We start from the raw sequence: 21,411 nt of genomic DNA on the forward strand, positions 1-21,411 counted from the left end.
CTGGGCGGCCGGAACGGTTAGGATAGCCGCCTGTTTCAGTCAGTCTTTTTTCGGGAGTAGCCCATGAGCGCCGTCAATCGCGCAGCGGTGGAAGCCGTTCTTCGCCAGTACACCGACCCCTATTTGAACCAGGACCCGGTCAGCGCCGGCTGTGTACGTGCCATTGAAGTCCAGGGCGACCAGGTGTCGGTCCAGTTGGAACTGGGCTATGCCGCCGGTTTGTTCAAGAGTGGCTGGGCGCAGATGTTGAAAATGGCCATCGAAGGCCTGGACGGCGTGCGTTCGGCCAAGGTCGACATCCAGTGCGTGATCGCCGCGCACAAGGCCCAGGCGCAGATCCCGGGCCTGGCCAACGTCAAGAATGTTATCGCGGTGGCCTCCGGCAAGGGCGGCGTGGGTAAATCCACCACCGCCGCCAATCTGGCGCTGGCGCTGGCCCGAGAAGGTGCACGCGTGGGCATCCTCGACGCTGATATCTACGGCCCAAGCCAGGGCGTGATGTTCGGCATCGCCGAAGGCACGCGGCCCAAGGTCAAGGACCAGAAGTGGTTTGTGCCAATTGAGTCGCTGGGCGTGGAAGTCATGTCCATGGCGTTCCTCACCGACGACAACACGCCGATGGTCTGGCGCGGGCCGATGGTTTCCGGCGCCTTGCTGCAACTGGTTACCCAGACCGCCTGGGGCGACCTCGATTACCTGGTGATCGACATGCCGCCAGGCACCGGCGATATCCAGCTGACCCTGGCGCAAAAGGTGCCGGTGGCCGGTTCGGTGATCGTGACCACGCCTCAGGACCTGGCGCTGCTGGATGCCAGAAAAGGTGTGGAGATGTTCCGCAAGGTCAACATCCCGGTGCTGGGCGTTGTTGAAAACATGGCGGTACACATCTGCTCCAACTGCGGCCACGCCGAGCATTTGTTCGGCGAGGGCGGCGGCGAGAAGTTGGCGACCCAATACGGGGTTGAGTTGCTGGCATCGTTGCCGCTGGCGATGGAAATTCGTGAGCAGGCCGACGGCGGCAAGCCCACCGTGGCCGCCGAGCCTGATGGGCCAATTGCTATGGTGTATCAGGAACTGGCCCGTCATGTGGGCGCGCGGATCGTCCTGCAGGAAGCCGCGGCACCGGCAATGCCGACCATCACCGTCAGCGACGACTGAGCCTGCTGAAGGAAAACGGCCTCGGCATTGTCGGGGCTTTTTTATGCCTGCCGATCAGTCAACGGTTGCGAATCATGCGTTTACGCAATTGCGCGTGTAAGCATTTGCTTACTTTCTCGTAAGTGTTTGGTTTTTTTACCAGGCATGTCCATCTCGAAACGGCGAAAGACTTTTCTATCCTTTTGAAAAATAACAAATATTTATACTTGAATGAGCGTTCAAGTCTGTCAGCCGATCAGTTGGATCCCGTTGAACTTCCCTCGGAACTCTCTAAGATCAGCCCTGTGTCCACGGATTGGCACAGCCATCAAGGAACGATGGTTGAAGGAACGTCGCAGGAAGCGATTCATCAGGATGATGAAAAGGAATACAGGGACTAGGGAAAAAATGTGGGCGGGTCATACCGCCCCTTTTTTTTGCCTGCAGAAAAGTGAAACCGATCACCCGCAAACGCAAAAAGGCCCGCAAGGGGCCTTTTCGATGCAGCAAGTTGATCAGCGTTCCAGATCGGCGATCTTGCCTGGCTTGCCATCCCACTCTTTAGCGTCTGGCAGCGCATCTTTACGCTCTGTGATGTTTGGCCAAATGTCAGCCAACTCCTGGTTCAATTCGATAAAGTTTTCCATACCCGCCGGGATTTCATCTTCGGAGAAGATCGCATTGGCCGGGCACTCTGGTTCACACAGGGCGCAGTCAATGCACTCATCCGGGTGGATAACCAGGAAGTTCGGGCCTTCGTAGAAGCAGTCCACCGGACACACTTCGACGCAGTCGGTGTACTTGCACTTGATGCAGTTGTCGGTAACGACGAAGGTCATTTCTAATTTTCTCCTCAGGCGGCGGCAGCGAAACCCTGTGTGGCAGGGCTCGCGAGGTTCGGGAGCGATAGTCTGCAGGCCAGGCTAATAACCCGCAGCATCCCAAACCGCGCGAGAGTCTACCAGCTTGCAAGCCTGTGCGTTATATCCGAACTTGCAGTGCATATAACATTTCGAGCGCTTTACGCGGCGTCAAGCCGTCCAAGTCAAGCTTTGCCAACTCATCCAGCACCGGATGGGGCAGGCTGGCGAACATATCACTCTGGTGCGGCGCGCTGGGTTTGCTGCTGGCTTTGGCCTGGCTCGCCACGGGAATCTCGTGGGGCAGGGCGGTTTCTTCCAGACGGCTCAAGTGTTCACGGGCGCGGGTGATGACTTGCGCGGGCACCCCCGCCAACTGCGCGACGGCCAAGCCGTAACTCTGGCTCGCCGGCCCCGGCAGCACGTGGTGCAGGAACACGATGCGCTCGTTGTGCTCAGTGGCATTGAGGTGCACGTTGGCCACCAGCGGCTCGCTTTCGGGCAATACCGTCAGCTCGAAATAGTGCGTGGCGAACAGCGTATAGGCGCGCAAATGCGCCAAACGCTCGGCCGCCGCCCACGCCAGCGACAGGCCATCGAAGGTACTGGTGCCGCGTCCCACTTCGTCCATCAGCACCAAACTGCGTTCGGTGGCGTTGTGCAGGATGTTGGCGGTTTCGCTCATCTCCACCATAAAGGTCGAACGGCCGCCAGCCAGGTCATCACTGGAACCGATCCGGGTGAAGATGCGGTCCACCAGTGACAACTCGCAACTGGCTGCCGGCACAAAGCTGCCGATGTGCGCCAGCAACACGATCAATGCAGTCTGACGCATGTAGGTGGATTTACCACCCATGTTGGGACCGGTGATCACCAGCATGCGCGTGTCGTCATCCAGCGACAGGTCGTTGGCCACGAACGGCGTGGTCAACACCTGCTCCACCACCGGGTGGCGCCCCTGCACGATGCGCATGCACGGCTCACTGACAAAACGCGGGCAGTTCAGGTCAAGGTTCAGCGCCCGCTCGGCCAGGTTGCTCAGCACATCCAGTTCCGCCAGGGCGGCGGCGGTGTCTTGCAGCGGCGCCAGGCGGCTGATCAAGTCCTCAAGCAAGGCCTCATACAGCATTTTTTCCCGCGCCAGGGCACGGCTTTTGGCCGACAGTGCCTTGTCTTCGAACTCTTTGAGCTCCGGCGTAATGAAACGCTCGGCGCCTTTAAGGGTTTGGCGGCGCTGATAATCAATCGGCGCCGACTCGGCCTGTTTGCTCGGCAACTCAATAAAGTAGCCGTGCACGCGGTTGTAGCCGACCTTCAAGTTGGCAAGGCCGGTGCGGGCTTTTTCGCGGGCTTCCAGGTCAATCAGGAACTGCCCGGCGTTTTCGCTCAGGGATTGCAGCTCGTCCAGCTCAGTGTCGTAACCGGTTTTAAGCACGCCGCCGTCACGAATGATCGCCGGCGGGTTGTCGATAATGGCTTTTTCCAGCAGCGCCGCGAGGTCCGGGTAAGTGCCGGCCGTGACGGCGAGTTGTTGCAGGTGCGGCGTGTCCAGCTCGGTCATCGCCATTTGCAGCTGCGGCAGCGCGCTCAAGGCATCGCGCAGGCGCGCCAGGTCACGTGGCCGCGCATTGCGCAGGCCGATCCGCGCCAGGATGCGCTCGATATCGCCGATTTCCTTGAGCTGCGGCTGCAGGTTCTCAAAACGATAGCGATCCAGCAGGCAAGTAATCGACGTCTGACGCGCTTGCAGCACGGTCAGGTCGCGCAGCGGACGGTTCAACCAGCGGGTCAACAAGCGGCTGCCCATGGCGGTCTGGCAACGGTCGACCACCGACTGCAGCGTGTTGTCACGGCCACCGGCCAGGTTGGTGTCCAGCTCCAGGTTGCGACGGCTGGCGCCATCGAGCACCACAGTGTCATCCAGGCGTTCATGGCGCAGGCTGCGCAAATGCGGCAGGGCGGTGCGCTGGGTTTCCTTGGCATAGCTGAGCAAGCAACCGGCGGCGCCGATGGCCAGGGTCAGGGTTTCGCAGCCGAAGCCTTTAAGGTCCTGCACCGAGAACTGCTGGCACAGACTTTTCAGCGCCGTGTCGCGCTCAAAATCCCACGGCGCACGACGCTTGGTCCCACGGCGTTTTTCCGCCGGTAGATCCTTGGGCCAATCATCCGGAATCAACAACTCCACCGGATTGATGCGCTCCAGCTCCGCCAGCAGGTTCTCCCAACCCTTGATCTCCAGCACGCTGAAATTGCCGCTGGTGATATCCAGCACCGACAGGCCGAACAAACGCTCATCGCCCAACACCGCCGCGATCAGGTTGTCACGACGCTCATCCAGCAACGCCTCATCACTCACCGTGCCCGGCGTAATAATGCGCACCACCTGACGTTCCACCGGCCCTTTGCTGGTGGCCGGGTCGCCGATCTGCTCACAGATCACCACCGACTCGCCCAGCTTCACCAGCTTGACCAAGTAGCCTTCCAACGAATGGTAAGGAATCCCACACATCGGAATCGACTGCCCCGCCGACTGCCCGCGCGCGGTCAGGGTGATGTCCAGCAGCTTGGCGGCCTTCTTCGCGTCTTCGTAGAAGATCTCGTAGAAGTCGCCCATGCGATAGAACATCAACTGATCAGGGTGCTGGTTTTTCAGGCGCCAGTACTGCTGCATCATCGGGGTGTGGGAAGACAGATCGGAGGTGTTTTTACTCATCAGATAGTTAGCAAATTCATTAAAAGGAGTGGGGCAAAGATGGGGCACTTGGCCCTGCTAATTTTGCGATGGCGGCAAGGTTAACACGCGAGGTCGAGGGTTCGCAGGTCACAAACAGCCAGGTAAAACCCAAAAAAGGCGCAGCGCCCAATGGCCAACACTCTCAAGAATGAACACCGAACCTGCGGCGAGCACCCTCGCCACAGGTTAGCGGTGCTTGTGCTACCTCTTAACTGATCAGAATCAGACGCCGCGCCGGTTTTTCATTCGCCCCTTATTGAAGGTTGCCGGGCGAATCCAACACCTTCACCACATCATCAACCACCGCCTTGACCATCTCCTGCAAGTAATGCGACGCCCAGGCATAACGGTCCGTCTCCTTGGTCATCGCCGCATCTTCGGCGAGTTGCTTGGCGACGTGGAGGAGGTCGGAGGCGTGGTGCAGGGCTTCAGGCAGGGAGACACCGCTGTTGACGCGGAATAGCGGTTGGTCGGAATGGAAGGAGAAGGGGGTGACGCCGAGGGTGGTTAATGCAGACGGATTTGTAGCGGTCATCGGTAAAACTCCCATAGTCGGTTGAGAGCTACCACGTTCGTTGTTGAACGAATGCGTGGCGCTTTTGGCGCCTGCATCTAGACGGGTTATCAGGCCCGGTCGCTGAATTGGCAGCGACGAGGGAGCGTAGCGTGTTGGCCGAGCTGTGTGCAACTCGGGAAGTGAATGTCTTGCTCTTTAAGCGGCGAGTGCACACAGGAGAGGCCTAGAGAATAAGTACGTAACATCATGTTGCCCCGCTAAATTGGATCACAAACTGTGCTGCGAAAAAGTGGACTGATTCAATGTGGTAGGCGCCGTTCAGATTTCAAATTGCTACGTACAACCTTCTCGAAAGCTCGTTGGCTGGCTTTGATTTTAAGGCGGCGGTTTGTCAGAGCGGGAATATTCGGGCAACTGATTTTTTTCCATTCTTAACTGTCGTAATCTTTCGCTCGTTCATAATCCTCAAAATGGATTTTTCAGTGTCCGCCTCCTCTATGGTTGTGTGTTCTTCGCTAGATCTAAAAGAAGAAATTCCGGCGGTGCTGCACACCCAGCGTAAGTGTTCGTGTGAGTAGGAATCTCTGTAGGTCTTTCCTGTTTTTTTACATAGCCCGTCTAAGAGTGCGGACATCCGCTGGTGAAGCGTATGGAGCCTCACAACGCTCTCGCTGGGGTTTTTTGTGGAAGGGCTAATCAAAGTCAGCGGCGCGTCACCGGACCGGTGACGTCTTTCTTCAAAAAGATCGCCGAGTTTCCAGATGGGCTCCCAGTGTGAGACTCTATTCCTGAAGTCGTTCACCATTTTTACGCGCACGTAGAGCCAATCTCTCTTGGGGCGTGTGCTCCAAGAGCGATTTATATCTGGGAATACCTTTGGCAATAGCTGAGCCCAAGGGATATCTTTGGTTTCTGTTATGTTATGCCAGAAGCCAAACGTCAACCTTGAAATTACGTCGTCCGGTCTCGTAGTTTTAACGAGTATTTTATCTACAGCTTCGCGTGATTTAATATCCAGCTTCGCATGTATATACCAATCGAACGTTGAGGTGGCCCTGCCAGTCTGTAGCTTGGAGAAGTAAAGGCTTAGTTCGCGGTGGTAAGCGTTTCGAAGAGATACTTCTATCAGGTGGATGATGGGTAGGAAGGAACGTGATACTTCGTTGTTCCATTGGTAGCAGGCATATAAGTCATGTTCATCGCTAGTGTTGAAGTAAGTCGCATAATTACTGAGCCTAGGGGCTGACAGCATTGCTAACGTAGATTTAACTTCTAGAGGGCGCAAGTAAGAATATCCATGTCAATTCGACGTGTTGTATTTTTGCGGAAATGGTATACGGTGTGCAATCTTTCTTTAGTTTTCTACAAAATATTTCGGGTGGGATGTGAACCTAAATTAAAGCATCCATTGCACCCTTGGCGGCTACCAGGAATTTGCTTCAAGGAAAAATGTCCTTGACGTAAGCCCTTCATCAGTTAGAATTCGTCTCGTAAGCGCTTGGAATACATCGTCATTGACAATATATTGATATAGCTATCAATCCGTTGAAGAGGATCCAGGACGCACCGCAACACTCTTAGTGAAAAAGGCTGCCCAAATGGCAGCCTTTTTTTTGCCTGTCTTTTGCGTTTTTCCCCTTTTGCACGGCGAATTTTAGGGCACGCGAATAGTAGGCGTGTAGAAATGTGCTTTTAATGCATAAAAAATGCAAATTAGCATTTGCCAACCCCAAAATCCCCCGTCATCATCCCCGTTATGCAAAAACGCAACGTTTCAACCGTCTTAAGAGAGCTACTCGACCGCGACCGGATCTCCCCCACGGAGCTTCACCGGCGTACCGGCGTGCCTCAATCCACACTCTCCCGGATCCTCAGCGGCAAGATCGTTGACCCGTCGGACAAGCACATCTCTCGCATCGCCGAGTATTTCCGCGTCAGCACCGACCACCTGCGCGGGCGCGTGGCGGTGGGGGCTTTGCGCGAGGACGGGCGCGACCCGATGCATTCGGAACTCAAGGACATAAGCCTGTGGGACGACGACACGCCCGTTAATGATGACGAGGTGTCGATCCCCTTTCTGCGCGAGGTTGAATTGGCTGCTGGATCAGGAAGATTCGTCATCGAGGAAAGCGAGAAGGCCAGCCTGCGGTTCGGCAAGCGCAGCCTTCGCCATAACGGTGTGCAGTTTGACCAGGCCAAATGCGTGACGGTGCGCGGCAACAGTATGTTGCCGGTGCTGCGCGATGGTGCGACGGTCGGGGTGAATGCGGGCAAGAGCGGCATTGGTGACATCGTCGATGGCGATTTGTATGCCATCAATCACAACGGCCAATTGCGGGTAAAACAGCTCTATCGCCTGCCTTCCGGGATTCGCCTGCGCAGTTTCAATCGCGATGAACACCCGGACGAGGACTACAGCTTCCAGGACATTCAGGATGAGCAAATCAGTATCCTCGGCCATGTGTTCTGGTGGGGCATGTACGCCCGTTAACCTCCTTGCGTAAGACAAAGCCCGCCCCTGTGCGGGCTTTTTTTCGGCCTTAAAAAACCGGCAGACCCCTGGCCTATCTGGCTCAAAATGCACTGATGCATTCCTTGGGTAAAAATAAATGCATTTGTGCATTGACTGTATATGCATATATGCATATTCTCCATCTCAAGCCAGCCAACAAGGTGGTGGAGGCGGCAAGGATGCCGCCAAGGAAAGTGACAAGGACGGCACGCAACATCGGCAAGGACGCCATCGAAGCGATGGCAGGGATGCCAGGCAACACCGGCAAGGATGCCGACGCTCTTTAGTTACACCGCTTTAAAAAAACAGGCAGCGATGAACCGGCCTTAACGGTTCAGAGGGTTGGCAACTGACCCGGGTGTGCAGCGTAAAGCACCAGAAGCAGTTATCCGGCAGACAGGGATCGTGGTCGGAAAAACATTGAGGAAAGAACCGTACCGCGCCAGTAGCGCCGAACGTTCGAGGACATCATTACTGAAAAGCCCGGGCAACCGGGCTTTTTGGAATGCCGACCTATCGAAGCATGTGTAAATGAAAAATGGACTATTGAGTGCTCAGCCAGGAGGCGTGACATGACAAATGAACAACAAGCGTTAGCGGAAATGCCTATCTGGCTGGTCATCGTATTGGCAGTGATCGGCGGGGTGTCCGGCGAAATGTGGCGCGCCGACAAGGAGGGCGCGCGTGGCTGGTCGCTGATTCGCCGCCTGGCTTTGCGCTCCGGGGCGTGCATGGTCTGTGGGGTTTCAGCCTTGATGCTGTGCTACGCCGCCGGCATGTCGATCTGGACCGCTGGCGCGATTGGTTGCCTCACCGCAATGGCCGGTGCCGACGTCGCCATCGGCCTTTATGAACGCTGGGCGGCCAAGCGCATCGGGGTCAACCAAGGCTCCGGCCAAGACCCGCAGTAACCGTTGCAAGGACGCTACTTACTATGATCCTTATCGAAAAACCCTCCCAACTGCCCCTCGCCATCGGCGCGGCGCTGCACGCGGCCTTCCCCGACTTGAAGGTCGGCAATCACCAGGATTTTCAGGGCGCCTTGGATAAAACCGGCGTGTTGATCACGGTCGAAGGCAATGGCCCGGGCATTCGTTCTCGCGAAGGGCGCAAGGCGCACGCCCTGACCGTTTCTCTCAGGGCCATGGTGGCGCCGGGTGCACTGCCGTTTGATGCCTGCGACCTGGCCAGCCAGCTAATGGACCAAGTGCTGGATAACCGTTGGGGCCTGCCCTTGGCCCAGTGTGATTTGCCGATAAATATCGTCGCCGCTCCGGTTGCTGCAGCTACAGCAGAAACGGACTACGACACCTGGACTGTTTCCTTCACCCAAACCCTCTACATCGGGCCGGTGTTACTCACAGATCCTACCGGCCAGCCGCTGTTTGCCCGCACCTGGGAAGTGTCGAACATCGACGATCCCGACCAATACAAACCACTGGCGGAGTAGCCCATGTTCGACGCGCTGTTACGCATGCAACTGGGGCCGATTGTCGAACGCCTGGCGGAGATGGAAACCCAACTTGAAGACCTGTATCGACGCGCCGAGAGTTTTTGTCGGATTGGCACGTGTCAGTCGGTCGATGCCGCGAGCAATACCTGCAAGGTCAGCCACGGTGATTTAGTCACGCCGGCCATCCGTTTTTTCAACCCCAGCGCGGGTTCGCAAACCGAAACGCGCATCCCGTCCGTGGGCGAACAATGCCTGTTGCTCAACTACGGCGGCGGAGAAGGCGGCGGGCAGTCCGTAGCCTTATTCGGCCTCAACAGTAGTCAATTTCCGCCGGTCTCCAGCGTTGCCACATTGACCCGGCGGCGCCATCAGGACGGTACCCAAAGCGACTATGACGACGCCAGCCACATGTTCAATTGGGTCAACGGCCCCACCACGTTCAGCGGTTCGCGCGAACAGGTAGACGTCAAGGTCGGCGCCGCCAGCCTGGTCATGAGCGCCCAGAACATCACCCTGCAAATCGGCGGCACTCGCCTGGTACTGGACGCTGGCGGCGCGCACTTCAGCGGCCCGCTGGTGGACCACCAAGGGCGCGTCATCAGCCCACGATAAGGACATCCCATGCTCGGCATCGATCGAAACACCGGTGCAGCCGTCGATGACTGGCTGCAATTCGTGCAGCGCGCCACCCGAGCGCTGACCACCCCCATGGGCACTCGGCAGAAACGCCCGCTGTACGGCTCGCTGATCCCGCAACTGCTTGGCCAGAACCTCGGCGACGACCTGCTGATCCTCGCCCAAAGCCACGCCGCGCAGGCGTTCTACAACAGCCACAACGGCATCGGCGATTTTCAACCCCAGGTCATCGTCGCCACCCGCCAGGGCGCCGGCCTGCTGTTGCGCTTCGCCGGCACCTGGAAAAACCGCCAACAAACCTTCGAGGTCGTGACATGAGCATGCTGATCCCCGGCCAGAACCAACTGGCGGAACCGGCCATCATTGCGGTGGATGAGTTCGAGCCGCTGCTGGCCGAATTCAAGGCGTTTGTGGTCGATTACGTCGCCACCCGAGCACCGCAAAGCGCGGCCAAACTCAAGGTCAGCCTCGACAACGAAAGCGAGTTGCTGACCCTGGCCCTGGAAGCCTTCTGTGTAAGGCTGCAAACCCACGAACGCAAATACAATGCCCGTATCAAGCAGATGCTGGCGTGGTGGGCCACCGGCAGCAACCTGGATGCACGCCTGGCGGACATGGGCCTGGAACGCCAAGTGCTCGATCCAGGCGACCCGGCGGCGTTTCCGCCGGTGCCGCCGACGTTGGAGAGTGACGACGACGCTCGCTTGCGTTATTACCTGGCGCCGCATGCCCCGGCAGCGGGCTCGCGCATGCAGTATCGCCGAGAGGTTTTTACCCTGGGTGAACGGCCGTCGGTGAAGGTGCAAAGCGCGACGCCCGGTGTGGTGACGGTCAGCTACACCTTTGATCCCGACGGTTATGCCGCGCAGGTCAAGGACGGCAACGCGCGTCGAACAGCGCCCGGCGAAGTGATGGTCACGGTGCTTTCTCGCGAAGGCGACGGCACGCCCTCTGCGGATTTGCTTGACGGGGTTCGCCGCCATTTCGCACGGCCGGATGTAAGGCCGGAGACAGATCTGGTCAGCGTGCAAGGTGCGCAAATCCTGCGTTACAAAATCCGTGTGGTCGCGAAGATCAATGCCGGTCCGGACTCGGGGCTCACTCAGGTAGCGGCGCAGAAACTGCTGCAAGATTACGCAGAGTCCTGTCATCGCCTCGAAGGGCGGGTAGACCCCAGTTGGATCGACTACGCGATTCACAGCGCCGGTGCCGCGCAGTTACAGATCGTTGAGCCGCTCGAACCCATTATCAGCAACGCCTTCCAGGCCCCGTATTGCACAGGTGTCGAGGTGGAGGTGCGCACGCTATGAGTGAGCACAAAGCGAGTTTGTTGCCAGCCAACAGCTCACCGCTGGAAAAGGCGCTGGACCTGGGATTTGGGCAATTGCTAGATCGGGTCACGCCACCGTTTCCGGCGTTGATGAACCCACTGCAAACCCCGGGCGAATTCCTGCCTTACCTGGCCGCCGACCGCGGCGTCAGTGAATGGGACGCCGACGCCAGCGAAACCGAAAAGCGCCTGACCGTGGCCTTGTCCTGGCAGATCCAGCGTCAGGCAGGTACGCCCAAGGCGTTGAGTTATGCAGTGGAATCGTTGGGGTTCACCCCCAACATCAGCGCCTGGTATCAGCAGCGACCAAGGGAGATGCCCTACACCTTCGACGTGCAGGCGATCATCGGGCGCAGTTGGTCCAGCGGTGATCACAATCGTTTGATTCGCCGTATCAACGCGGCCAAAAGCGAACGGGACCAGGCGACCATCACCATCGTGCACGAAACCCAGGGGCGGCTTGCGCTCACTCAAGTCCTCCATGCGCCGTTAAGTGACGGCGAGTTGTACCTGGACGGAGCGCTGCCGGACGTTGCGCTGGTTGCCCGGCTTAACAGCGCTGGGGTTGCCCAGCACTACACCATTAACGACTACGACCTCAGGGCGCAGCCATGACAGATGACATTACGCGCCTGGTGCGCTTCACCTCCAAGGGTTTGGATGAAGTGCTGCAGGCAAAGAACCAGGGCTTGAAAGGCGAGATCACCCACATCGGCGCCGGTACTGGCCGCTATAACCCGGACGGCGCGCAAGTGGCCTTGCGTGATGAACGACAGCGGGTAGCCATTGTGGACTACGAGGACCTGGGCGGCCGGCAACTCAGGATGGCCGCGCTGTTTGACGGCGAGGCCGAGTATGAGATTGGCGAGTTCGGTTTTTACCTCGCCAGTGGGACCTTGCTGGCGGTGTATTCCGTGGCGGGGAAGTTGCTGACCTATAAAGCGTCGGCGGCACGGGTGCTGCAAAAGTTCACGCTGGATATTTCGCCGTTGCCAACAGACAGTGTGACGGTGGTAGTGGGCAGTGAAAACCTCAATGTCTTATTGACCGAAGAATTCGCTCAACTGGCGGCAGCCAGCGTTGACAACATGGCGAGGCATGTGGGGATTTTGTTTCGCGTCATGAGTATGGAAACCAAATAGATATTTTACAGGGAGTTTAAACGATGAGTTTGGAAACGGTAATCTCCGGCTTGGTGTCGGCATGCAATGCGTTGACGGATACGGTCAACAAAAAGATTTCATTGATAGATCAACGCGTCGCTGCGGCAACTGAACAGGTTCCAGCTGCTGTTCGAGCAGAGGTTAACAAGGCGTTATATGTCGACTCTTCCAGCGGTGTGGACACTAATAGTGGTTTGACTCCCGATAAGCCGCTTAAAACTATTGCGGCGGCGGTGAGCAGAGTTATGTTGTGCGGCTCCGCGACTATTTTTTTGCGACGCGGTAAGGTTTATGAAGTCGGTCGGGGCCTGGGCGGCACCAACGTTGATAATATGTCGATTCTATTTGTGCCCTACGGTACGGAAGCCTCTAAGCCAATTGTGCGCGGGGCATTGGTGCGCTTTTCTGATTCCAATACTTATGTGTGTGGTGGGTTCTCTGCCTTCACCGAGATGTCTATCAAGTTTACGGACTGCCGAATCGAAACTGGGCTTGCTAATGGAGTGACGCAATACGGCCCCGATTACGGAGGTTTGTTTACTCGCGACGGTGGTTTTGGCGAAAGTGTGAGTTTTAAACTCTTCTTTCATAAGTGTGAAGTCGTTGTTCAAGACGTGCCGCTGTTCAGCACGTATTACGGGTTTATTCAACTTAGCCTTGCGCAGACGACAATCAGTAAAGGTGGGGCACAGAGCACAATCGTGAATGTCGGTGTGCCTAAAATGGTTGATATCAGTAGCGTGTCTATTGTTGGTTTCGGCGCTGGGGCAACGCTGGATAATCTGCTTACTTTGGCGCCAGGTTCCTACACCGCAAGGCAGGTTTATACAACTATTTCGGCATAAGGAGTTTTTAAGTGAGAACAGTTACTTACAAGGGCTCGATCTACGTCAATCCAGACGCAGAGAGTCTTCAGCATATCGGTTTGTCGTCTGACGATGCGGCTGAGGTTATGGCACTGCTGGTTAGCAGTGAAACGCTGCAACGTCGAGACGAGCTACTGCAAGTCGCGGCGATACGCATCGCACCGCTGTTGGATGCACAAGAGTTGGGGAAGGCAACCGATGACGAGTTGGCACGGCTGCAAGCTTGGAGGCTGTATCGAGTCGAACTGAACCGCCTCGACAAGCAGGCAGGTTTCCCATCCTCAATCGATTGGCCTATAGCGCCAATCCAGTGACTGACACGACCGCGAAAGCGGTTTTTTTTCGCCCACTGAATTTTCCAATTCAGAAGGCATTTTTGCGTCTGGAGAAACTTACCCATGGCCAACCGCCAAACCTACACCGTCCTCATCCCATTCCCCACCGGAGGTGGCCATTGGTCCACCGCCGGCGAAGAACTCGAACTGCTTGACGTCGAAGCATCCGCCCTGCGCACCGCCGGCCGTCTGGAATTGACCAGCGTCCTCAACTCCACCCCCAAGAAGGCTGACTGATCATGGCTGAGGTTTTGAACTTCGAGCACAACGGCATCACTGTGAATGCCACCGAATCCCCCGAGGCCATGGGTGGCCTGGGCGACAACGTTATCGGCCTGGTCGGCACCGCGCCGAATGCCCACGCGTCGATTCCGAAAAACGCGCCGTTTCGCATCAACAGCTTCACTACTCAGGCGCTGCTGGACCCTACCGGCGCCGAATCGGGCACGCTGTTTCAGGCGGTGTACCAGATCCTCAAAGTGGTGAAAGTGCCGGTGTATGTGGTGATCGTGGAGGAGGGCGCAACCCCGGCTGACACGATCAACAATGTGATCGGTGGCAACGAGCCAACCACCGGCCGCAAGCTGGGCCTGGCGGCTTTGAGCAGCGTCCCGGAAGACCTGACCATCATCGGCGCGCCAGGCTTCACCGGCACCAAGGCCGTGGCCGGTGAGTTCGCGGCTTTCGGCAAGCGCATCAAGGCCCGTGTGGTGCTGGACGGCAAGGACGTCTCGGTCGCTGACCAGGTGACCTACAGCGGCGAACTGGGCGGTGCCGACCTCGGCTTCGACCGTTGCCTGCTGGTGCACAACCTGCCGTCGGTGTATTCCAAGGCGGCGAAGAAAAACGTGTTCCTGGCGCCATCCTCGTTGGCCATCGCCGCGTTGGCCAAGGTCAAGCAATGGGAAAGCCCTGGTAACCAGGTGACCTTCGCCGAGGACGTTTCCCGCGTGGTCGAGTACAACATCCTCGACACCTCCACCGAAGGCGACCTGCTCAACCGTTACGGCGTGAGCTACTACGCGCGCACTATCCTCGGCGGTTTTTCGCTGCTGGGTAACCGCTCCATCACCGGCAAGTTCATCAGCTACGTCGGCCTGGAAGATGCCATCAGCCGCAAGCTGGTCAAGGCCGGCCAGAAAGCCATGGCCAAGAACCTCACCAAGTCGTTCATGGACCAGGAGGTCAAGCGCATCAACGACTGGCTGCAAACCCTGGTCGCCGATGAAACCATTCCCGGCGGCAGCGTGTACCTGCATCCGGAATTGAACAGTGTCGAGAAGTACAAGAACGGCACCTGGTTCATCGTCATCGACTACGGCCGCTACGCGCCGAACGAACACATGATTTATCAACTCAATGCCCGCGATGAAATCATCGAGCAGTTCCTGGAGGACGTTCTCTAATGTTTACCAACCGTGTAAGACAGGCCATTGCCGCCACCCTTCAAGGCCTGCCGTTGTCCGCGACGGTCGAGGAGTTCACCCCGCCAAAGATCGAGTTCGACATGGAGCCCATGTCAGGCGGGCGCTTCATCGCCGAAGAAATGGCCAAGAGCGGCAAGGTGCTCGGCGCCACGTTGGTGCTGCAAGGTGCCGGCCCGGAAATCATGTTGGCCCTGGGCGTGCGCCTGGGTGACGACATCCTGCTCAACGTGCGTGAAGCCGGACAAGACCAGGACGGCAAAACCTACTTCACCTACCACACCGTCGGCGGCAAATTGAAATCCCTGGCCGAGGCGAAGCTGAAGATGGGCGACAAGGTCACCACCACCCTGGAGCTGTCCTGCCGCACCTACAACCGCCTGGAAAATGGCATTCCGGTGATCGACATCGACGTGCGCACCCAGAAGTTCGTACTCAACGGCGTCGATATTCTCGGCGATGCGCGCCGTGCGGTGCTGATGCCGTAAGCCTTCACTGCACCTGAAGTGGACACTGTCAGTGTGGGAGCGGGCTTGCTCGCGAATACGGAGTGTCAGTCAATATATGTGTGACTGATAGACCGCATTCGCGAGCAAGCCCGCTCCCACATGGACCGGTGTTGTCTTGCAGATACTTTCTCACCAAGGAATTGCCCCATGGCCTGGATGCCACCGCTGCACATTCTGCTGTCTCCGATCACCGCCGACACTGGCGCGACGATCCGGCAGATTCAACTCAAACCGCTGTTCTACGCCGCGCAAAAAGCCGCGCTGGCCCGGGCCGGTGATGACGAGGACGACCAGTTTTTTGAACTGGCGAAACTCGCCACCGGCCTGTCGGAAAAAGAACTCGATCAGCTCAAGCGCCCGGACTACGTGAGCATCGCTCAGTACGTACATGACATGTCGACACGCCCGGCGTCGTTCTTCCTGGATCAGCCTGACGAAGCATCCCACGACCAGCCTGTCCAGCTGTTGCTGGCCCTCGACGCGGCCGGTCGCAGCCTGACCGAACTGTCTCTGGAAATGCCGGCCCTGCGCGCCACCAAAGTGATGAAAAAACTCGCCACCCACAAAGAGCGCGCCGAGTTCATTACCGCGCATTGCACCGGTTTGATGATCCCCGATCTCGCCGGCCTGACCGTGCCCGACTGGACGCAACTGCAGGAGCGCATCGACGATTTTTTAAATCAACCGGCGGACTTCTTTCGCAGCGCGACATCGAAGTAATCCTCGATGTGGTGCCGCTGATTTACTCGGTCAATGAGGCGGAGATCCTCGACTGGGACGCCGGCAAAGCATTGCGCCGCTACGACATTGCGATCACTCGCCTTGGCGTTAAACAGGAGTAAGCGGGATGCAACAGAGTCAATTTGGAACGCGGCTCGCCCAGGAAGACAAGCTGTGGCTGCTTGGCGATGCGGACCTCGGCAGTGTGCTGGCACCTTTTAGTGCAGACCTTGCCGCGCCTGTCAGCCTGGATTCGGTGCCCCAGCCTGCGCCGCAGCCTGAGCTGACCTCGGCGTTGGTTACCGTCAGTGTGGACATCAACACGCTGACACAAGAGCAGGTCCGTTTGCGCGAGGCGTTGGAGACGCTCACCAGCACACTGTTTATTACCGGAAGTTCGCTGGCAACCCAGTCCACCCATGCCAGCACCGCAACCGCCACGGGCGAGCCGGTGAAGCCTGAGCCTGTTCCCCGCTCCTGGACCGACCAAGGCCTTGACCTAGGCGCGGATGCCGCCAAGTTCGTCGGTAAGGAAGTGCTCAGCGGTTTGTGGGACAAGGCCAAGGACAGGATTTCCGGCCGCGCGCTGGATGCGGTGGCCGACCGTTTCCCGACCGCCGCCAAGTGGCTTAAAGAAGACAAAGGCAAAGACAAGGATGCGGGCAAAGGCAAGGAGTGCTGCTGCACGGGAGCGCTGCCAGCGGATATTCGTGGCCCATTTGAAACAGCCGCCGCGCAGATGCCTGAAAGCGTCGGCGAGACCACCAGAAAGAAAGACAAAGCGCGGCCCAAGGGCACTGCAAGCAAGCCGCGCGGCGCGCGCAAGAAGACCCGACAATCCAGTTCGCGCGAGGTTAAAACCAGTCTGGTCAGAACGTCGGCCGATATCAAATCGCAAGGTTCCGCCCCTGTTGCCAAGGTCTCGCTCCCGGTCAATGTCATGGGTCAACCACTGCTTGCGTTCGACAGCAAGCGAGCGGCGCAAGCCTCTACCCGGTCTCCGGTGAGTTCGTTTACTGCCTATGCGGCGCCTGCGGCAAACCGGACCGTGGCGCGTGGCACGTCCAAAGGCCTGACGGCCGGGTTGTCGGGAGCGTTGGCAAAGCTGGAGTCGTCCGCCGCCCGCCGCCTCGGGCCACTGAGGTACGTCGACACCGCTATGGACGTGGTGCAGGGCGTACGTAACGGTGACGCCAAAGCTGTCGGTGCAGGCCTCACCGCGGCCGGTGGCGCCTGGGCCGGCGCCTCCGCCGGTGCCGCCATCGGCACGCTGATTTTCCCCGGTGTCGGCACCGCCGTCGGTGGCGCAATTGGCGGCCTGCTCGGCAGTGAGGCGGGCACCTGGCTTGGCGAGAAATTGTTCAGCACAAATGATCGCCTGCCCGCGCCTGGTGCGGTGAGCAAAGAGCTCAATGCTGCGCGCACGGACAACGTGCAAGTCACCCTTGCCCCGAGCATCCAGATCACCGGCGTCAACCCGGCCGATGCCCAGCAAGTCGTCAATCAGGTGATCCAGGCCCTGCAGTTTCAGTGCATGCCAATGGTCACCGACGCTCTGGGCATTCGGCGCAACGTGGCACTGGCTGACCCTTCAGGAGGTGATTGATGCGACAACAAATGGTCCTGGGCGACTTTATTTTTGGCTTGTCCCGAGGCTTTGCCTATTCCTCGTTGCTGCGCAGTACCGACGGTGGCTGGGCTGACCTGGCGATTATTGCCAGCAAACCCCTGTCACGGCAGAGCGGGCAAAAGCTGGAAAAACTCACGTTCAGCGGCACGGCGATGTACGCCATCGGCATGCAGCGATTGGACGAACTGCGCGCGCTGCAAAACGCACGGGCACCTTTGCCTTTGGTCGATGGCATTGGCCGCAACTGGGGTCTGTGGCGGATCAATTCAATCGTGGAAACCCAGAGCAATGTGATCGACGACGGCACCGCCATGCTCATGACCTGGACCCTGGAACTAGAGGAATTCGTCAATGCGTAGAGTGCGAAGTATTGCCGGTGATTCGGTCAACCTGTTGCTCTACCGCGAATTGGGCCGTTGCGATGACGCGGCGGAAGAAACCCTTTGGCGTCTGAACCCCTTACTGGCCGAATACGGTCCGGTGCTGCCGGCTGGCGTGTGGGTCATCGTGCCGGAAATGCAAGCGCGGCCGGCTGCTGTGCGGCCTGTTCTGGCGTGGGATTAAGGAGGCGACATGGCACAGGGATTTACGCCGATCGTGGAGTTTTATGGCGCTAATGCCGCGCTGCTTAATCAACGCCTGATGCATTGGAGCCATACCGACGCCGCAGGTATCGAGTCTGACCGGCTGGAGTTGACCCTCAATATCGAGGGGCTGGAAGGTTTGCCCAGCCTGAGCGGCAAGATCGGTTTGCGCGTGGGTTTTCAGGAGTCAGCGCTGGTGGAAAAAGGCGAGTTTGTGATCACTCAGCGCACGCCCGTGCTGTTTCCCATGCGCTTGATGATCGTGGCGACTGCCGCGCCTTTCAGCATGCTCGATGCCAGCGGTTATCGCCAGCGACGGTCGGCCAGTTACGGGCCAACCACGCTGGGCGCACTGTTTCGCCAACTGGTCAGTCGCCACGGTTTTTCACCGCGTGTGGCCCCGGCGCTGGAAGGCATTGCGATTGCCCATATCGACCAGTCCAATGAAAGCGACATGGCATTCATCACCCGCCTTGCCAAACGCTACAGCGCGGTTACCAAACCGATCAACGAGTTGTATGTGCTGGCCGAAGCGGGGCAGGTTAAATCACTTTCCGGGCAACTATTACCGCAGGTGAAGCTGTCCGTGACCCAGGACAACCGCCCCGGTGACCAGGCCTTCATCACTGCCAAGCTCGACGAAACGTCTCGCTCCAAATACATGGGCAGCCGCGTGACCTGGTGGGATGCCGCAGGTGGCAAACAGCAGGTAGTCGAGGTGGGGGTGGCCCCGTTCAAAACCTTGCGCCAGCGCTGCCAGAACCAAGCCGAGGCGCGTGCCGTGGCTGAAGGCGAACTGCGTCGTGTGGGACGCGAAGGCTTGAAGCTGGTGATCGATTGCCCTGGCAACCCGCTGCTGGCCGCTGAGGGCTTGCTGGTGCTGGATGAAACCTGGCCTTCGTATATGCAGGGCCAGTGGTCGATGAAACAGGTGGTGCATGTTGGCGATCCGGTGACTGGGTATCGCAGTTCGATTACAGCGAATGGGTTGTCGGCGTGAACAGGTAAGTCATTCGAAGCAGCAGTTCACTGATGTTGGAGGAACTTATGTTGAGAGAGCTTCGATGCGGAAACTGCAAAAAACTCCTTGCTCGAATAGGTGAGGTTACAGAACTCCAGATCAAATGTTCCCGTTGCGGGACGTTGAACCATGTGAAGGCCACGCGCCTCGAGCCATCGCCCATGAGCGCCATACGCCCAATATAGAGGCCTGAACTTAAATCAGCTCAGTAACGGAGTTTAAAATGGAAAACGCAAACTCAGCGTCTCAAACCTTGCAAGGTCTTTGGACCCAGGTGCAACCGGTGGATAACACCGGCATGCTTAGGCGCGTGGTTTTTGGGGACGGCAAGTTTTATGCGGCTGGTGGCAACGGTCTTCCAACAACCACTCAGCTTGTCAGCGGAAACGCAACTGGTACAGCGTGGACCAAGCTTAAGGACGTCGTCACCTCTGATAGCGCAAAGGTCCTCAATGACCTGTACTGGAACGGTCTTGGGACACAGCTTCAAGCCGTTTCTCAATCCGGCAATGTGGCCTACGGCAGCACAGCACGCCCTGAAAGGGCTTGGACAAACATTACGGCAACTGTTCGCGCGTCCGGAGACTTGCAAGGCATTGTGTATTATCAGCCAATTTCCGGCAGCGACGCGACCTGGATACTGGTTGGGTCTAACGGTAAAGTCTTTTCCCGTTATGGCGATTGGTCAGGCCAGGTGGAGCGCACCACGACCTTCACTTCTGACGAGACTGTGTACTGCGTCAACGTCATTGGCGTTTTTGTGTTGGTTGCGGGATCGAATGGGAAGCTGCTTAGCGCTGTGAAGATGGCGACGGGTAATCCGCAATCATTCTCGACCGTAACCAGCACCTTCGGCACTAGCACCATCCTTTCCATGAAGCTTTGCAACGGGAAAATGTTTATCGTTGGTGCGGATGGCAAGATGGCATATTCACCCGATGGGCTTAACTGGACTGCTGTTGCAGATACCAGTTTCGGTGGAACCCTCATCCGCGACATTGCTTACGGTAATGGCAAGTATGTAGCTGTCGGCGACGGCGGCAAGACAGCCGTTTCCGAGGATGGGATCGGCTGGGTTCAGCAAGCCAACACTTTCGCAGGAACCGATATCCGGAGCGTCGCCTACGGCAACGGCAATTTTATCGCTGTTGGTGCAGGCGGCAAGATTGCTTACTGGACTCCATGATCTTCTATCTCCTTGCGTAATAGAGCCCAGCCGTCGCGCTGGGCTTTTTATTGCCTAATTTTCCCCATGCGCCTACTACGCGCAGATCGGTGCTACCGAAATCGAAAATGCAAAACAGGCCGACTCGATTACACCAGAGCAGCGCTGGTTCCTGAAAGGGCTCACCTTCGGACCTATCAATCGTTAATTCCAGGCCTCGCCATTGAACGGGGACGTTTGCCTTAAGCCGTTCGTCCGTTGATTGGCACTGACCATGACCTGCCAGCCTCCCATGTTCAAGCGCGGATATCCCGAGCATAAAAACGGAGAGTCAGCATGGACATCGATAAGAATGCGCCAGGCAATATTTCTCAGCAGGAAGTCACACGCGGCACTGATAACGAGACAGGGCATGACCCAAGGCGTGATGAGGACAAGATCCCGCTGCCGCCTGACGACGATGCACCTCTCGAAGAGGATATGTCGGATGTGGACGCCGCTGATTCAGTAGCGAGCGAGCATCCGGACAACTGAGTAAAATCAGCTAACAAACCCGGCGATTGTGTCGGGTTTTTTATTGCCCACGGAAAGGGTAATTCAGCAAAAGGAATTTGCAGGTGTTGAAAGAATTCAGATGCGGTAACTGCAAAAGACTTCTCGCCCGCACGGGTGGGTTTACAGAGCTCCAGATCAAATGTTCCCGATGCGGGACGTTGAGTCATGTGAAACCCGCGAGCCTCGAGCAATCGCCTTTGAGCGACATGAAAGCGGAATCTTCCGCGACAAGTCATTCGACTCCATAGGTGAATACACAT

General features: G+C 57.7%; 27 protein-coding genes. 24 read left to right on the forward strand and 3 right to left on the reverse strand.

Going from position 1 to position 21,411, the window contains the following annotated elements:
* The first annotated feature begins 63 nt into the window (after positions 1 to 63).
* Positions 64 to 1,158 (forward strand): iron-sulfur cluster carrier protein ApbC, encoded by a 1,095-nt coding sequence (gene apbC, locus BLV67_RS03065; RefSeq protein WP_069786201.1) that lies wholly within the window; start codon positions 64 to 66, stop codon positions 1,156 to 1,158.
* Between the two features lie 494 nt (positions 1,159 to 1,652).
* Here the strand turns inward: apbC and fdxA are convergent, their stop codons facing one another.
* The 3 genes from fdxA to BLV67_RS03080 all read right to left on the reverse strand — a co-directional run bounded on the left by fdxA (position 1,653) and on the right by BLV67_RS03080 (position 5,266).
* Positions 1,653 to 1,976, reverse strand: coding sequence for a ferredoxin FdxA (gene fdxA / locus BLV67_RS03070; RefSeq protein ID WP_065928912.1), 324 nt, complete (start codon positions 1,974 to 1,976; stop codon positions 1,653 to 1,655).
* A 142-nt stretch (positions 1,977 to 2,118) separates the two neighbouring features.
* Positions 2,119 to 4,710, reverse strand: a complete 2,592-nt coding sequence (gene mutS, locus BLV67_RS03075; RefSeq protein WP_069786202.1) for a DNA mismatch repair protein MutS — start codon at positions 4,708 to 4,710, stop codon at positions 2,119 to 2,121.
* 274 nt (positions 4,711 to 4,984) lie between these two features.
* Positions 4,985 to 5,266 (reverse strand): DUF3077 domain-containing protein, encoded by a 282-nt coding sequence (locus BLV67_RS03080; RefSeq protein WP_068931428.1) that lies wholly within the window; start codon positions 5,264 to 5,266, stop codon positions 4,985 to 4,987.
* Between the two features lie 1,738 nt (positions 5,267 to 7,004).
* On the opposite strand from BLV67_RS03080, the gene BLV67_RS03090 reads away from it, so the two are divergent.
* From BLV67_RS03090 to BLV67_RS03190, 23 genes are all read left to right on the forward strand, one after another.
* A complete protein-coding gene (locus BLV67_RS03090; RefSeq protein ID WP_074854398.1) occupies positions 7,005 to 7,739 on the forward strand; it encodes a LexA family transcriptional regulator in 735 nt (244 codons plus the stop codon).
* A 149-nt stretch (positions 7,740 to 7,888) separates the two neighbouring features.
* On the forward strand, positions 7,889 to 8,047 hold the full coding sequence (locus tag BLV67_RS32870; RefSeq protein ID WP_167365863.1) for a hypothetical protein: 159 nt from the start codon (positions 7,889 to 7,891) through the stop codon (positions 8,045 to 8,047).
* 285 nt (positions 8,048 to 8,332) lie between these two features.
* Positions 8,333 to 8,671: a phage holin family protein gene (locus tag BLV67_RS03095; protein WP_053254660.1), complete on the forward strand. Its 339-nt coding sequence runs from the start codon at positions 8,333 to 8,335 to the stop codon at positions 8,669 to 8,671.
* Positions 8,672 to 8,694: 23 nt separating this feature from the next.
* Positions 8,695 to 9,210, forward strand: coding sequence for a hypothetical protein (locus tag BLV67_RS03100; RefSeq protein WP_069786204.1), 516 nt, complete (start codon positions 8,695 to 8,697; stop codon positions 9,208 to 9,210).
* 3 nt (positions 9,211 to 9,213) lie between these two features.
* A complete protein-coding gene (locus BLV67_RS03105) occupies positions 9,214 to 9,825 on the forward strand; it encodes a phage baseplate assembly protein V (protein WP_065928917.1) in 612 nt (203 codons plus the stop codon).
* 9 nt (positions 9,826 to 9,834) lie between these two features.
* Positions 9,835 to 10,167: a phage baseplate protein gene (locus BLV67_RS03110; protein ID WP_069786205.1), complete on the forward strand. Its 333-nt coding sequence runs from the start codon at positions 9,835 to 9,837 to the stop codon at positions 10,165 to 10,167.
* Positions 10,164 to 11,159, forward strand: coding sequence for a baseplate J/gp47 family protein (locus BLV67_RS03115; protein ID WP_069786206.1), 996 nt, complete (start codon positions 10,164 to 10,166; stop codon positions 11,157 to 11,159). Before BLV67_RS03110 ends, BLV67_RS03115 begins: the two co-directional genes overlap by 4 nt.
* The gene (locus BLV67_RS03120; protein ID WP_069786207.1) at positions 11,156 to 11,794 is read left to right on the forward strand and encodes a phage tail protein I; all 639 of its coding nucleotides are present in this window, start codon (positions 11,156 to 11,158) and stop codon (positions 11,792 to 11,794) included. The genes BLV67_RS03115 and BLV67_RS03120 overlap by 4 nt, the downstream gene beginning before the upstream one ends.
* Positions 11,791 to 12,321 (forward strand): phage tail protein, encoded by a 531-nt coding sequence (locus BLV67_RS03125; RefSeq protein ID WP_069786208.1) that lies wholly within the window; start codon positions 11,791 to 11,793, stop codon positions 12,319 to 12,321. The genes BLV67_RS03120 and BLV67_RS03125 overlap by 4 nt, the downstream gene beginning before the upstream one ends.
* 23 nt (positions 12,322 to 12,344) lie before the next feature.
* Positions 12,345 to 13,187, forward strand: coding sequence for a hypothetical protein (locus BLV67_RS03130; RefSeq protein WP_069786209.1), 843 nt, complete (start codon positions 12,345 to 12,347; stop codon positions 13,185 to 13,187).
* Positions 13,188 to 13,198: 11 nt separating this feature from the next.
* Complete coding sequence (locus tag BLV67_RS03135) at positions 13,199 to 13,522, forward strand: tail fiber assembly protein (RefSeq protein ID WP_244160690.1); 324 nt, start codon at positions 13,199 to 13,201, stop codon at positions 13,520 to 13,522.
* 84 nt (positions 13,523 to 13,606) lie between these two features.
* Positions 13,607 to 13,780, forward strand: a complete 174-nt coding sequence (locus BLV67_RS32875; protein WP_163005422.1) for a hypothetical protein — start codon at positions 13,607 to 13,609, stop codon at positions 13,778 to 13,780.
* Between the two features lie 2 nt (positions 13,781 to 13,782).
* Complete coding sequence (locus BLV67_RS03140; RefSeq protein WP_058421629.1) at positions 13,783 to 14,949, forward strand: phage tail sheath protein; 1,167 nt, start codon at positions 13,783 to 13,785, stop codon at positions 14,947 to 14,949.
* Complete coding sequence (locus tag BLV67_RS03145) at positions 14,949 to 15,455, forward strand: phage major tail tube protein (RefSeq protein WP_058421630.1); 507 nt, start codon at positions 14,949 to 14,951, stop codon at positions 15,453 to 15,455. The genes BLV67_RS03140 and BLV67_RS03145 overlap by 1 nt, the downstream gene beginning before the upstream one ends.
* A gap of 168 nt (positions 15,456 to 15,623) precedes the next feature.
* Positions 15,624 to 16,196, forward strand: a complete 573-nt coding sequence (locus BLV67_RS03150; RefSeq protein WP_069786210.1) for a phage tail assembly protein — start codon at positions 15,624 to 15,626, stop codon at positions 16,194 to 16,196.
* A 127-nt stretch (positions 16,197 to 16,323) separates the two neighbouring features.
* Positions 16,324 to 17,802, forward strand: coding sequence for a tail tape measure protein (locus BLV67_RS03155; protein ID WP_069786211.1), 1,479 nt, complete (start codon positions 16,324 to 16,326; stop codon positions 17,800 to 17,802).
* Positions 17,802 to 18,185: a phage tail protein gene (locus tag BLV67_RS03160; RefSeq protein WP_069786212.1), complete on the forward strand. Its 384-nt coding sequence runs from the start codon at positions 17,802 to 17,804 to the stop codon at positions 18,183 to 18,185. Before BLV67_RS03155 ends, BLV67_RS03160 begins: the two co-directional genes overlap by 1 nt.
* Positions 18,178 to 18,390 (forward strand): tail protein X, encoded by a 213-nt coding sequence (locus BLV67_RS03165; RefSeq protein WP_065928923.1) that lies wholly within the window; start codon positions 18,178 to 18,180, stop codon positions 18,388 to 18,390. Before BLV67_RS03160 ends, BLV67_RS03165 begins: the two co-directional genes overlap by 8 nt.
* Before the next feature lie 9 nt (positions 18,391 to 18,399).
* The gene (locus tag BLV67_RS03170; RefSeq protein WP_069786213.1) at positions 18,400 to 19,410 is read left to right on the forward strand and encodes a contractile injection system protein, VgrG/Pvc8 family; all 1,011 of its coding nucleotides are present in this window, start codon (positions 18,400 to 18,402) and stop codon (positions 19,408 to 19,410) included.
* Between the two features lie 47 nt (positions 19,411 to 19,457).
* Entirely contained in the window at positions 19,458 to 19,616 is a 159-nt protein-coding gene (locus tag BLV67_RS03175) for a Com family DNA-binding transcriptional regulator (RefSeq protein ID WP_074854399.1), read from the forward strand.
* A 38-nt stretch (positions 19,617 to 19,654) separates the two neighbouring features.
* Complete coding sequence (locus tag BLV67_RS03180; protein ID WP_069786214.1) at positions 19,655 to 20,617, forward strand: DUF6242 domain-containing protein; 963 nt, start codon at positions 19,655 to 19,657, stop codon at positions 20,615 to 20,617.
* A 315-nt stretch (positions 20,618 to 20,932) separates the two neighbouring features.
* Positions 20,933 to 21,130 (forward strand): hypothetical protein, encoded by a 198-nt coding sequence (locus tag BLV67_RS03185; RefSeq protein ID WP_056857599.1) that lies wholly within the window; start codon positions 20,933 to 20,935, stop codon positions 21,128 to 21,130.
* 77 nt (positions 21,131 to 21,207) lie between these two features.
* Positions 21,208 to 21,399, forward strand: coding sequence for a Com family DNA-binding transcriptional regulator (locus tag BLV67_RS03190; protein ID WP_074854400.1), 192 nt, complete (start codon positions 21,208 to 21,210; stop codon positions 21,397 to 21,399).
* Positions 21,400 to 21,411 lie beyond the last annotated feature (12 nt).

Source organism: Pseudomonas salomonii, assembly GCF_900107155.1.
In the GTDB taxonomy this organism is placed as follows: domain Bacteria; phylum Pseudomonadota; class Gammaproteobacteria; order Pseudomonadales; family Pseudomonadaceae; genus Aquipseudomonas; species Aquipseudomonas salomonii.